This window comes from Finegoldia sp. BIOML-A1, from assembly GCF_009678325.1.
In the GTDB taxonomy this organism is placed as follows: Bacteria; Bacillota; Clostridia; order Tissierellales; family Peptoniphilaceae; genus Finegoldia; species Finegoldia magna.
On record NZ_WKZF01000002.1, the window covers coordinates 214,612 to 227,739 of the forward strand.

Genomic DNA, 13,128 nt, shown 5'->3' on the forward strand with positions numbered 1-13,128 from the left:
TTTACTTATTTAATATTATCACATTTTTGATGATAATCATAACCATAATTTCTATAGAATTCATCTTTGAATTCTAAGTATCTATCTTCTTCTATAGATTTTCTAATATTTTCCATCAATTTGATTAAAAATCTCAAATTATGAATAGACAATAATCTAGCCCCTAAGATTTCATCTACATTTAGTAAATGTCTGATATATGCTCTAGTATGATTTTTGCAAGCATAACAATCACAATTATCGTCAAGTGCAGAAAAATCATCTTTATATTTTGCGTTTTTTACGACTAATTTACCTTTAGAAGTTAAGGCTGTACCATTACGAGCAATTCTTGTAGGAAGAACACAATCACACATATCAACACCATGTTCTACTGCTTCAAATAAATAATCCGGTGTCCCAACACCCATTAAATATCTTGGTTTATTTTCTGGCATAAAATCAGTTGTAAAATCTAATAAATCAATCATCAAATCTCTAGGTTCGCCTACGGATAATCCACCTATAGCATAACCTGGCAAATCAAAATCAATTGTATTCTTAGCAGAATATTCTCTTAAATCTTTGTACATACCACCTTGAATAATCCCAAAAAGATTTTGCTTATCAGTGTTTTTATGATAATCTTTACATCTTTTAAGCCATCTTAGTGTTCTTTTCATTGAGTCTTCTGTGTATTCATAACTTGCTGGATAAGGAACACATTCATCAAAAGCCATCATTATATCGGATCCCAAATCATTTTGAATTTCCATTGATTTTTCGGGAGAAATAAAATGTTTTGATCCGTCAATATGACTTCTAAACTGAACTCCTTCCTCAGTAATTTTTCTTGTCTTACTTAAACTAAAAACTTGAAATCCACCACTATCTGTTAGAATTGGTCTATCCCAATTCATGAATTTATGAAGGCCATCTGCTTTTCTGATAATTTCTTGACCCGGCTTTAAGTATAAATGATATGTGTTAGATAGAATTATTTGAGAACCAATAGATTTCAATTCATCATTGTTCATTGCTTTAACTGTTGCTCTTGTGCCTACAGGCATAAACACAGGTGTTTTTATAACACCATGATTTGTTTCTATTGTCCCTGTTCTTGCTTTGCATTGAGACGATTTTTTCTCTAGTGTAAATTTAAACATTCTTGCCTCCATTTATGAACATAGCATCCCCAAAGCTAAAAAATCTAAAATCATTTTGCTTTGCTTTTTCATAAGCATCAAAAATGTATTCTTTCTTTGAAAAAGCACTAACCAACATCATTAAAGTAGACTTAGGTAAATGGAAGTTAGTGATTAAGCTGTCCACGATATTAAATTCAAAGCCTGGATAGATGAAAATATCTGTCCAGCCACTTTCAGCTACTAGTTTTGAATTATTATTGTGTGTAACTGTTTCTAAAGTTCTTACGCTTGTAGTCCCTACCGCTATAATCTTATGTCCTTCACTTTTTTGCCGATTAATAATATCTACAGCTTCTTGACTTATAGTATAATATTCAGAATGCATATGATGATCTTTAACATCATCTACTTTAACAGGTCTAAATGTTCCTAGTCCCACATGTAATGTTAAAAATACTACATAAATTCCTTTTTCTTTGATTTTTTCTAAAAGTTCATTTGTAAAATGAAGACCTGCCGTAGGTGCTGCTGCACTTCCTTTGTGTTTTGAATAAACTGTTTGGTACCTTTCTTTATCATCCAATTTTTCTTTAATATATGGAGGAAGTGGCATATTTCCAAGTTCATCTAATCGTTCTTCAAAAATTCCTTCATAATCGAATTTTAAAATTCTAGATCCATCTTCTGTAATGTCTACGACTTTTGCGCTTACTTTATCAGAAAATTCTATTACTTGATCTAATTTCATTTTCTTTCCAGGTTTTACCAAACATTCCCACTTATCTTCTGTTTGTTGTAGAAGTAAAACCTCAATTTTTTCTTCTTTTCCTGGTCTGTGTCCAAAAAGTCTAGCGGGAATAACTCGTGTGTTATTACATACTAAAACATCACCAGGGTTTAAATAATCTATAATATTATAAAACTTTTTTATTTCTGTATTTCCGTTAAATCTATCCATAACCATTAGCTTAGATTCATCTCTTTTATCTAATGGAGTTTGTGCGATAAATTTTTCATCTAACTCGTAATCAAAATCATCTGTATTCATCTTATAAAATCACCTCTTTCTAACTATATTAAAATGTTTGTACGCTTTATCTGTGACAATTCTTCCTCTTGAGGTTCTATTGATGAATCCTATTTGCAACAAATAAGGTTCATAAACATCTTCAATAGTAATTCTTTCTTCACCAGTTGCCGCTGCAATTGTATCAACACCAACAGGTCCCCCATCAAAATTATTAATCATTGTCATTATTATTTTTCTATCAACATAATCTAGCCCACATTTGTCTACTTCTAACAAATTTAAACCACGATTACTTATTTCCTTTGTAATAGTTCCGTCTGCTCTAACTTCTGCATAATCCCTAACTCTTTTTAATAGCCTGTTAGCGATTCTTGGAGTGCCTCTACTTCGTCTTGCTATTTCCATAGCACCTTCTTCATCAATACCTATTCCCAAAACACCCGCAGATCTAGTAACTATTTTCTTCAAACTTTCTATATCATATAGTTCTAAGTTTAATAGAACACCAAATCTATCGCGAAGTGGTCCTGTTAATTGACCTGATCTTGTTGTAGCACCAATAAGTGTAAATTTCTCCAAATCTATTCGTAAGCTTCTTGCAGAAGGTCCTTTTCCCACTATAATATCCAAAGCATAATCTTCCATTGCAGGATACAAAATTTCTTCAACAGAACGATTAATTCTGTGTATTTCATCTATAAACAAGACATCATCTTTTTGTAAATTTGTAAGAATACTTGCTAAATCAGAAGGCTTTTCGATTGCAGGTCCACTAGTAACCCTTAGGTTAACTCCCATTTCATTAGCTATAATGTGTGCTAAAGTAGTTTTACCTAATCCAGGTGGTCCATATAATAGAGCGTGATCCAATGGTTCATTTCTATTCTTTGCAGCTTCAATAAAAATTGACAATTTCTTCTTGACTTTATCTTGACCAATATAATCGCTCATCCATTTTGGTCTTAAATTAAAATCAATATCTTCGTCGCTTTTCGTAAAAGATGCTCCAACAATTCTATCGTTTTTATCTTCCATTTTCTCACCTACCTACTACTGTCCAAGCTTTTCATTGCTTTTTTCATTATATCTTCAATTGATAATCCTGAAATATCAGTGTTTTCGATAAATGCATCCACATCATTTTTAAAATAACCAAGTTGTAATAATGCTTCTCTTGCAAATTCTGAATCACTTGATTTTTTCACTTCTTTGTTAACAGGTTTTTCTGATGGCACAAAATCTTTTTCGATTTTTTCTTTTAGCTCTAAAATAATCCTTGATGCTGTTTTTTTGCCAACGCCTGGTGCTTGTGTTAGAAGTTTAATATCATCAGTAATAATAGCGGTTTTACATTCATCAACAGTCATAGTTGATAGTATATTCATTGCATATTTTGGACCAATAGATGTTACATCTGTTAACAAATTAAATAAGTCTCTTTCTTTTTGAGATGAAAATCCGTACAAAATACTTGCGTCTTCTCTTTCGACAAATTCAGTATATACTTTATATTCATCAAATGCACTAACATTATCCCTAAAAAAATCAGTTATGAATATTTTATAACCAATTTTGTTGTTTTCCAATACTATGTAATTTTCATGAACTTCAGTAATAACTCCAATAATATACGAATACATATTATCTCCTATTTCATTTCATTTAGATATTTAAATTTACTTCCAAAAATGTGACACAAAGCCACAGCTACAGCATCTGCAGCATCATCAGGTTTAGGTATATCGTTAAATTTTAAAATTGTTTTAACAGTTTCTTGTACTTGTCTTTTATCAGCTCTTCCATATCCTACAACTGCTTGTTTAATTTGAAGAGGCGTATATTCATAAAGACATAAATTCTTATTGATACAGCTTAGAATTTCTACTCCTCTTGCTTGAGATACAGTTATTGCTGTCTTTACATTTTTATTGAAAAACAATTCTTCAAATGCGCAATCTTCAGGTTGAAATTCATCGATAATTTTGTTCATCTCGTTGTAAATAAATGATAATCTGTCAGGTAATGGTGATTTTGAACTTGTTGTGATGCAACCATATTCAAGACATTTTATTTTGTTATTATCATAATCCAATATAGAATATCCAACGATTGCTATACCAGGGTCAATTCCTAAAACTCTCACTTATTATCAAATCCTATACTCTAATATATTTTAACATGTTTTAATATTATATCATAAACATTTTGACTTGTTAATTTGACTATATGTTATAATATAATCAGTTACAAGGAGAAAAAATGAAGACAATTTTAATAACTGGTGCTAGCGGTGGTATTGGAGAAGGAATTTGTAAAATGTTAGAAAATCATCCAGAATACAGAATCGTTGTGCACTATTTTAATAATGAAGAAAAAGCAAAACAAATCGTTGAAAATATTAGAAATAAAGGCATAGATGCAATAGCTTATAAGTGTGATTTAAGAAAATTTGATGAATGCGAAAAAATGTTCGATTTCATCAGAAATAAATTTAGATGTGTTGACATATTGATTAACAACGCTGGAATATCTATTGTTAACCAGTTCCAAGATATTAGTGTTGATGATTGGTATAATATGTTCGATGTTAATGTTCACGGAACATATCACATGTCTAAATTGGCATTGGAAGATATGTTAGATAACAAGGAAGGAAATATTATTAATATTTCTTCAATTTGGGGAATGATCGGTGGTTCTATGGAATCTTGTTACTCCGCAACAAAAGCTGCAATAATTGGTCTTACAAAATCTTTAGCTAAGGAATTTGGATACAGCAACATTAAAATAAATGCAATCGCACCCGGAGCTATAGATACACCTATGTTAGACAATATCTCAAGTAATGATTTAGATTACGTTATAGAAGACACTCCTATGGGAAGACTTGGAACACCTGAAGATATTGCAAATCTTGTAGAATTTTTAATATCTGATAAAAATTCATTTATGACTGGACAAATATTAAGTCCAAATGGAGGTTTTGTAATTGTTTAAAGAAAATTTGACCGATATAAAAATTTTAATAGTTGAAGATGAGAAAAGCATATCAAACGCAGAAAAAAAATACCTAGAAGTTGAAGGATTTGAAGTTGATCAAGCATTTGATGGACAAGAAGCAATTGATATGATTAATACAACTGATTATTCATTAATTATTTTAGACTTAATGTTGCCAAAAATTAGTGGTGAAAAAGTAATGGAAATAATTAGATCAAGAACTGAAACACCAGTAATAATGGTTACAGCTAAAATAGATGAATCCGAAATATTAGAAGGTTTAAAACTTGGAGCTGACGATTATATTACTAAACCATTCAGTTTAAAAATCTTAGTCCAAAAAGTAAAAACTATTCTCAGAAGAGTTGAAAAGCTTGGCCTTCCAAAATCAGAAAAAATTTATTTTGATAATGGACGTGTAAGTATTTCTTTTGATGATAACACATTTATCAAAGATGGAGAAAGCATAAATCTCACTAGCAATGAATTTCAAATAATCAAAACTTTATTTTCGAATCCTAATAAAATATTTACGAGAGATGAAATAATAGAATTATCATTTGGTTATGATTATGAGGCGTTTGACAGAGCTATAGATACTCACATTAAAAATATTAGACATAAAATTGAAGATAATCCAAAAAAACCTCGTTATATTAAAACAATTTATGGCGTCGGCTATAAGTTAGGTGTATACGATGAAGCTTAAGTCGGAAATATTATATGAGTTTTTAAGAGCTATTATATTTCCTATCATGTTATTGTCATTTATTGCGGTATTCATTTTTCAATTATCATTCAAAAATTTTGTTGACAATGAAGAACTAAACAGACGAAACAAAATTGAACAGCTAACTAAAAACTTATTTTTAGATCAACAACAAGGACTGAGCATAAAAAGTATTGATAAGTACATGTGGTATTTGAGCGAGTTAGATCTTGATGTTATTTTTTATGACAATAACGATAAGGAATTATATTCTTTTAAAGAAGGATTCGAATTAGCTAAGAAAACTCCACTTTATAACACTATAGTAAAAGATGTATACGATGAAAACAACAAAAAAATAGGTCATATCAAATATATTTATAGGATTAATAATAATTTCAAACAAAGAGGAGAAGTGTTCATAACAAACTTATTAAGATTAATAATTTTATCCACATTTTTATCATACTTTACAAGTTTGATAATATCAATTTTCCTTTCAAGAAAGGTGACCAACCCTATTGAAGAATTGACTCAAGCTACCGTCAATATAAGAAAACAAAACTACATTCTACCAATTATAAAAAGTAATATAGTTGAAGTAAATCAATTATCCCAAAATATCAATTACATGGCAAATTCTTTAAAATCTCAAGAATTTAATCGAAAACAATATGCACAAAATATTAGTCATGAATTGAGAACCCCTTTAACTAATTTAAGGTTAAATTTAGAATTGATTCAAGACGGCATTATGGAACCTAATGAACAAAATGTAAGTACTCTTCTTATAGAAATTGATAGATTGACTAGCTTAATTAATCAGCTAAATAATACATTTAAAAAATCAACTCCAGAAACTATATATAATCCTACAGATTTTAATCTAACTGAATTTTTACATGAAATATTTAAATCTATGAAAACACAATATGATAAAGCAGGAGTTTTATTTGATATGGAAATATCAGAGGATCTGGATATCCATACTGACAAAGAAAAGTTAGCTAATATAATTATCAACTTATTATCTAATGCACTTAAAGCGTGTCAAACAAAAGATTCAGTATTATTAAGAGCTAGACATATCAACAGAAAAATTGTTATCTCAGTAAAAGATACTGGAGTAGGAATTAGTGAAGAAAATAAGCCTAAAATTTTCGAAAGATTTTACAGAGTTGATGATTGTAGAAACACAAAAGAAAATGGTTACGGGTTAGGTTTGTCAATTGTAAAAAACTACGCTGATATAATCGGAGCTGATATATCAGTTAATTCAAAACTAAACTTAGGTACAGTTATGATGATTTCTTTTGATGACGATATAATTGTAAAATAAAAAAGATTGGTAACAATAATGCTACCAATCTTTTTTTATGACCAAATCTATAAGCCGTGTTCTGTATTTGATAATCATCTATCTAGACTAATTGTTACCAATTAGTTCAAGCAATCTACCTACCGGAGACGACGAGCAGCCGTCTTTATTCCTATTTGATTTTGCACTGAATGGGGTTTACATAGCCATAAAGTCACCTTTATGCTGGTAGGCTCTTACCCTACCTTTCCACCCTTACCAATAAATGGCGGTATATCTCTGTTGCACTAGCCTTAGGGTCGCCCCCACTGGACGTTATCCAGCATCCTCGCTCTATAGTGCACGGACTTTCCTCATGAATTCATGCGATTATCTGATTTAGTCACCATAACATTATAACATAATTAGAAAATTTTTCTAGTTGGTTTTTTTAAATAATGAACATCTATTTTGATATCTGGAAAAGATTTTTGAATAGTTTGTCTTAACGGTTCAAGAATAAATTTTTCTGATTCATAGTGGCCAATATCTATTAGTATAAGATTGTTATCTTGTGCATCTATCTGTTCATCGTGTTTAAATTCAGAAGATACAAATACATCACAATTAGTATCAATACAATTTTCAATGAAGTGGCCACCACTTCCGCCTAGCACCGCTATTCTTTTAATCTTTCGATTTGTATTACCGTATACAATTACACTTTCAAGATTTAATTTATTTTTCAAATCACAAATAAAATTCTCTGCAAAATCCTCTTCAATATCAGAATATTTTCCATATCCGGTATTGTTTTTATGAGAATCTAAAATTTTAGTATTAGTCAAGCCTAATTGTTTAGCTAGCGCATCACTTACTCCAAATTCGACACTATCTAAGTTGGTATGCGAAGAATAAATACAAATTTCATTTTTTATCGCACTAATTAATCGTGTATTTACACTATTTTTTTGTTCTATAATATTTTTTAATGGATGAAAAATAACTGGATGATGTGTAAATATCAAATCATATTTTTCTCTAATAGCTCTATTCAGACAATTATCATCTAAATCTAAGGAAATCAAAATCTTATTTATTTCTCTATTTAAATTACCAAATTGAATACCACTATTGTCAAAGTCTTCCTGAAGTTCTAAAGGAACTAATTTTTCATACCAAGTTATAAAATCTTTAAGCTTCAATTTTATTAAACACTTTCTCAAGTTCTTTTATTTCGACATTAATATTATCAATAGCATTTTTTACATTATCAGAGTCTTTTTCTGATATATTCGACAATATTGTTTTTTTATTATCTACCTGCTGTTGTATATATTGCTTCAAATTTTCAGATTTATTATCTATTAAAAACTTTCCAAATTCATACTCATATTCATTTAAAAATAATTGCTTACCGACTTTAACTTTAATTATTTGATAATATTTGTCATTTTCAAACAAATCAACTTCTTCGACAATTTCAAAAGAATTATCATGTAAAAATTTTCTTAGTACTGAAAGCGAATTATTTGCTCCTAGGATTAAGCAGTTTGCACTTTTAGCTACATCGATATTTTTGTTCAATATATCAACGATTAAATTTCCTCCCATTCCTGAAATTATTATCGTGTCAACTTGATACTCGTTAAGGTTATCCAAGCCATCGGATACATTTAGTATTATTTTTTCAGGTTCATCAAGATAATCTAGTTTTTCTCTTAATTTATCTAATGATTTTTCACTAATATCAGATGCGATAACTTTCTTTGCTTTATTTGATTTTATTAATTCATACGGAACAATTCCATGATCTGTTCCTATATCAGCAACTATTGAATTATCTTCTACTAAGTTAATTATTTCTTCAAGCCTACGTTTTTTCATTTTATTCCAAAAAATCCTTTAATTTTTGACTTCTAGATGGATGTTTTAATTTTCTCAAAGCTTTTGCTTCTATTTGTCTGATTCTTTCTCTTGTGACATCAAAGTCTTTGCCAACCTCTTCAAGTGTTCTAGGAGTACCATCAACAAGTCCAAATCTTAATGCTAATACTTTTCTTTCTCTTTCATTTAAAGTGTTTAAAATGCCTTCTAATTCTTCTCTAAGCATAGTAAAATTTGCTGCTTCATCTGGAGCGATAGCAGTATCATCTTCAATAAAATCTCCTAAATGACTATCTTCTTCTTCACCAATAGGTGTTTCCAAACTTACAGGTTCTTGAGCTATTTTTCTAACTTCTCTAACTTTTTCTACTTCAATTCCCATTTCTTTTGCTATTTCTTCATTTGTAGGGTCTCTTCCCAAATCTTGTAATAATTGTCTTTCAATTCTTACAAGTCTATTAATAGTTTCTACCATGTGTACAGGAATTCTTATTGTTCTAGCTTGGTCAGCAATCGCTCTTGTAATAGCTTGTCTTATCCACCAAGTAGCGTATGTTGAAAACTTGAAACCTCTAGTATAGTCAAATTTATCCACTGCTTTCATAAGACCAAGATTACCTTCTTGAATCAAATCCAAAAAGCTCATTCCACGTCCCACGTATCTTTTAGCAATACTTACAACCAAACGTAAGTTTGCTTCTGCTAACTTTTTCTTAGCTCTCTTAGATCCATTTTCCATTTCTTGCGCTAATTGAACTTCTTCTTCAGCTGATAACAAAGGAATTTTTCCGATTTCTTTTAAATACATTTTTACTGGGTCGTCGACATTAATTCCTTTAATATCAGAAACATCTTCGATGATTTTTTTGTCATCCTTAATATCGTCATCTTCTTCATCATCAATAGACTCGTCATCTTCGATATCGTCTTTGTCGTCATCCTTTGAAGATGATTTCTTTTCTATTTCATCATTACTTTCAAAAATTTCAATATTATTTTCAATTAGCAAATTTCTTATATCTTCTATATCATCTTCATCAAGAGAAGAAATATCATCAATCTTTTTGAAGTCTTTGATAGTTACTATGCCATCATTCTCATTACCTATCTCTATTAATTGATTTAATGCTTCTTTTTTTATTTGTTCAACATCCAAGTTTTCTTCTGACATAAAAAACTCCTTTCTGACTATTTGTACTCTTTAATTTGTCTATTAATTTCTAAGATTTTATTCAAAATTTCATTATATTCTTTATTAATCTTTTCATTAAATTCTACTGATTGCATTAGATCTAACTGAGATTTAATATTCTCCTTTTCCTGGGTCATTAGGTATTTTTTAATCTCCAATACAACCCTTCCGATGTTATTAATATTAATTGAATCTCTAGATTTTTGATATAAATAATCGATAGTACGATCCATTTGAATATCATTTTTGAAATAATCTCTAGCCGATTTTTCATCAATTTGATTTTCATTATTTTTAGAATAATAAAAATCCACAAACTCCATAAAATTATTATAAGAACTGATTTTAGTCTTGAATTTTAAGAATTCTTCTTTTAAATCATCATATATATCTCTATGAAAACAAGCAATTGTCATTATATCAATTGCGGTTATTTTCTCCTGATTGTTAATACTATCTTTTTCTGTAATTTTTTTATCATCAGTTCTCTCATTATGAAAAGTAATGTTAGGCTTAACTTCATTCAATTTACTAGAGACATCTTTTTTTAAACTTAAATATTCTATATTTAAATCATCAGAAAATCTCTTAATATATTCATCCCTAATGACTTCTCTATCTAATTTTGATAATAAAGTTGTCAAATCATCTATAAGTTGTATTTTTTCTTTTACATCATTAATATCGTATTTTTGAAGTATTTTCTTGTATTCATAAATAACACTATCCATTGCGTTATCTATTAACCTATTAAAACTTTCATTTCCGTATTGTTTAATATAATCATCAGGATCCATATTATCAGGTATGACAATAATGTTAGGACTAATATCCTGCTCTTTAAATATTTCTATAGCACGTGATGTTGCGTTTTGACCTGCTGAGTCACCATCATAACATATATAAATATTTTTACAATATCTTTTGATTAATTTTGCTTGATCATGTGTTAGAGAAGTACCTAATGAAGCAATAGCATAGTCAAATCCATAATTTGTCAATGAGATAACATCCATATATCCTTCTACCAATATGATTTTCCCAACTTTAGTAGAATTTTTTAAATTAGAAACTCCATAAACATTCTTGCTTTTATCGTAAGCTAGGCTCTGAGGAGAATTCATATATTTTGCCCTTGAATCCGCAAGAGATCTACCACCAAAACCAATAACATTGCCTCTTATATCTATAATAGGAAACATCAACCTATTTCGAAATTTATCATAAACATTCCCTTTTTCGTCCTGATTTATGAGGCCGACTTCTATTATATCATCTTTTTGATACCCTTTTTGTAGTAAATGACGATAAAGACTGTTTTTCCCATCAGCGTAACCTATTATAAACTTATTAATCAAATTATTATTAAGATTTCTTTTTTTTATATAATCCTTCGGTATGTCATTTATCAATAGATTTTTGTAATAAAATAATTTGGCTTCATTATTAATTTCAAATAATTTTTTGCGATGTTCGTATTTTTCTTTATTTACTTCATTTGTTTCGACTAAAATACCTAACTTATCTGCCAAAAATTTAATAGCTTCAGGATATGACATGCCCTCTTTTTGCATTATAAAGGATATAACATCGCCACCAACACCACAACCAAAACAATGAAAAATGCCTTTTGATGGCGATACACTAAAAGACGGCGTCTTCTCATTGTGAAATGGACATAGTCCAACATAATTTGAACCAGCCCTTTTCAATTCAACATAATCTCCAATTACAGAAACTATGTCTGCAACACTTTTTATCTCATCTATTTTATCTTGTGGTATAAATCCCATCTTATCATCCTATCTTTATATGCTCCAAGAATCTGGTATGAAAATTTCTTTAAAAGTTCTTTTTGCAAATGAATCAGTCATACCAGCGATATAATCTGTAACTATATCATCTTTGGTTTTATTTTGTAACTCAATATTATTGTAAATATCTGTGTGTGATTTTGGTAATCTACTAATATCTTCTAAATAGTAACTATATAGATTAGTTAGTACATATTCTACTTTTTTATCATCTTTTCTTACTATGTCGTTAAAATATACGTTCTTAAACATAAATGATCGCAAATCTTCCATTAGTCTATAAGTTTTATCAGACATTTCAATGTGATTTTTATCGAAACTATTTTCAACTAAATCATTTACTAAGAAATTAATTCTTTTTGAACCTCTATCTCCTAGTTCTTCTGTAATTTCTATAGGTAAATCACTATGTTTTATAATATTTGATCTAATAGAATCATCAATATCGTGATTAATGTAGGCAATTCTATCTGAATATTTAATAATTTGCCCTTCTAAGGTATTTGCCTTGTTGCTACCTGAATGATTCACTATTCCATCTAATGTTTGTTTCGTTAGATTAAGACCTATTCTAGAACTTGAATGTTCAATATATTGGACAACATTAATGGATTGTTTATAATGTTTGAATCCTTTTGGATTGAGTTTATCTAATATCTTTTCACCTACATGCCCAAAAGGTGTATGTCCCAAATCATGTCCCAAGCCTATTGCTTCTACTAAATCTTCGTTTAAACGTAAACACCTTGCAATAGTTCTAGCTATTTGGGTAACCTCTAATGTGTGCGTTAACCTTGTTCTGTAATGGTCTTTTTCAGGATTTAAGTACACTTGTGTTTTATGTTTAAGTCTTCTAAAAGATTTTGAGTGAATAATTCTATCTCTGTCAATTTGAAACGGATTTCTTAAATTATCATTTGGTTCGGATTGAATTCTCGCAGCTTCATTTGATTTTGTAGCAAATTCACTATAATAATTTTCATATAATTTAAAATCTACATTCATATTAAATCACACCCTAATCTATATTTTTTATATACCCCAAAACACGGTGTATAATTCATAAATACAT

The 13,128-nt window shown here is 29.3% G+C and carries 13 protein-coding genes and 1 other RNA gene; 3 read left to right on the forward strand and 11 right to left on the reverse strand.

The features are described from left to right. Positions 1-5 precede the first annotated feature (5 nt). Genes tgt through ruvC form a run of 5 tightly spaced genes read right to left on the reverse strand, consistent with a single transcriptional unit; the run spans position 6 to position 4,300 of the window. Positions 6-1,145: a tRNA guanosine(34) transglycosylase Tgt gene (gene tgt / locus GKG00_RS03335; RefSeq protein ID WP_094208640.1), complete on the reverse strand. Its 1,140-nt coding sequence runs from the start codon at positions 1,143-1,145 to the stop codon at positions 6-8. Further along, complete coding sequence (queA, locus tag GKG00_RS03340) at positions 1,138-2,175, reverse strand: tRNA preQ1(34) S-adenosylmethionine ribosyltransferase-isomerase QueA (RefSeq protein ID WP_154254256.1); 1,038 nt, start codon at positions 2,173-2,175, stop codon at positions 1,138-1,140. Before queA ends, tgt begins: the two co-directional genes overlap by 8 nt. A gap of 9 nt (positions 2,176-2,184) precedes the next feature. Beyond that, a complete protein-coding gene (gene ruvB, locus GKG00_RS03345) occupies positions 2,185-3,192 on the reverse strand; it encodes a Holliday junction branch migration DNA helicase RuvB (protein WP_094205723.1) in 1,008 nt (335 codons plus the stop codon). An 8-nt stretch (positions 3,193-3,200) separates the two neighbouring features. Continuing rightward, on the reverse strand, positions 3,201-3,797 hold the full coding sequence (gene ruvA, locus GKG00_RS03350; protein ID WP_094223498.1) for a Holliday junction branch migration protein RuvA: 597 nt from the start codon (positions 3,795-3,797) through the stop codon (positions 3,201-3,203). Positions 3,798-3,805: 8 nt separating this feature from the next. Then, positions 3,806-4,300, reverse strand: coding sequence for a crossover junction endodeoxyribonuclease RuvC (gene ruvC / locus GKG00_RS03355; RefSeq protein WP_094208643.1), 495 nt, complete (start codon positions 4,298-4,300; stop codon positions 3,806-3,808). Positions 4,301-4,416: 116 nt separating this feature from the next. On the opposite strand from ruvC, the gene fabG reads away from it, so the two are divergent. From fabG to GKG00_RS03370, 3 genes are read left to right on the forward strand one after another with little or no spacing between them, the layout of a single operon-like run. After that, the gene (gene fabG / locus GKG00_RS03360; RefSeq protein ID WP_154254258.1) at positions 4,417-5,154 is read left to right on the forward strand and encodes a 3-oxoacyl-ACP reductase FabG; all 738 of its coding nucleotides are present in this window, start codon (positions 4,417-4,419) and stop codon (positions 5,152-5,154) included. Then, a complete protein-coding gene (locus GKG00_RS03365) occupies positions 5,147-5,866 on the forward strand; it encodes a response regulator transcription factor (RefSeq protein ID WP_154254259.1) in 720 nt (239 codons plus the stop codon). The genes fabG and GKG00_RS03365 overlap by 8 nt, the downstream gene beginning before the upstream one ends. Then, positions 5,856-7,205 carry a HAMP domain-containing sensor histidine kinase gene (locus tag GKG00_RS03370; RefSeq protein WP_154254260.1) on the forward strand — a complete coding sequence of 450 codons (1,350 nt, stop codon included), beginning with the start codon at positions 5,856-5,858 and terminating at the stop codon, positions 7,203-7,205. Before GKG00_RS03365 ends, GKG00_RS03370 begins: the two co-directional genes overlap by 11 nt. A 34-nt stretch (positions 7,206-7,239) precedes the next feature. Here the strand turns inward: GKG00_RS03370 and rnpB are convergent. The 6 genes from rnpB to GKG00_RS03400 form a co-directional block, all read right to left on the reverse strand. Further along, positions 7,240-7,569: RNase P RNA component class A (gene rnpB / locus GKG00_RS03375), an RNA gene on the reverse strand. Positions 7,570-7,588: 19 nt separating this feature from the next. After that, positions 7,589-8,368, reverse strand: coding sequence for a Nif3-like dinuclear metal center hexameric protein (locus GKG00_RS03380; RefSeq protein ID WP_154254261.1), 780 nt, complete (start codon positions 8,366-8,368; stop codon positions 7,589-7,591). Next, a complete protein-coding gene (locus GKG00_RS03385) occupies positions 8,358-9,050 on the reverse strand; it encodes a class I SAM-dependent methyltransferase (protein WP_154254262.1) in 693 nt (230 codons plus the stop codon). The genes GKG00_RS03380 and GKG00_RS03385 overlap by 11 nt, the downstream gene beginning before the upstream one ends. 1 nt (position 9,051) lies before the next feature. After that, a complete protein-coding gene (gene rpoD / locus GKG00_RS03390) occupies positions 9,052-10,221 on the reverse strand; it encodes an RNA polymerase sigma factor RpoD (RefSeq protein WP_154254263.1) in 1,170 nt (389 codons plus the stop codon). A 17-nt stretch (positions 10,222-10,238) separates the two neighbouring features. Further along, a complete protein-coding gene (gene dnaG / locus GKG00_RS03395; RefSeq protein ID WP_154254264.1) occupies positions 10,239-12,035 on the reverse strand; it encodes a DNA primase in 1,797 nt (598 codons plus the stop codon). Between the two features lie 15 nt (positions 12,036-12,050). Then, the gene (locus GKG00_RS03400) at positions 12,051-13,061 is read right to left on the reverse strand and encodes a deoxyguanosinetriphosphate triphosphohydrolase (protein WP_154254265.1); all 1,011 of its coding nucleotides are present in this window, start codon (positions 13,059-13,061) and stop codon (positions 12,051-12,053) included. Positions 13,062-13,128: the final 67 nt, after the last annotated feature.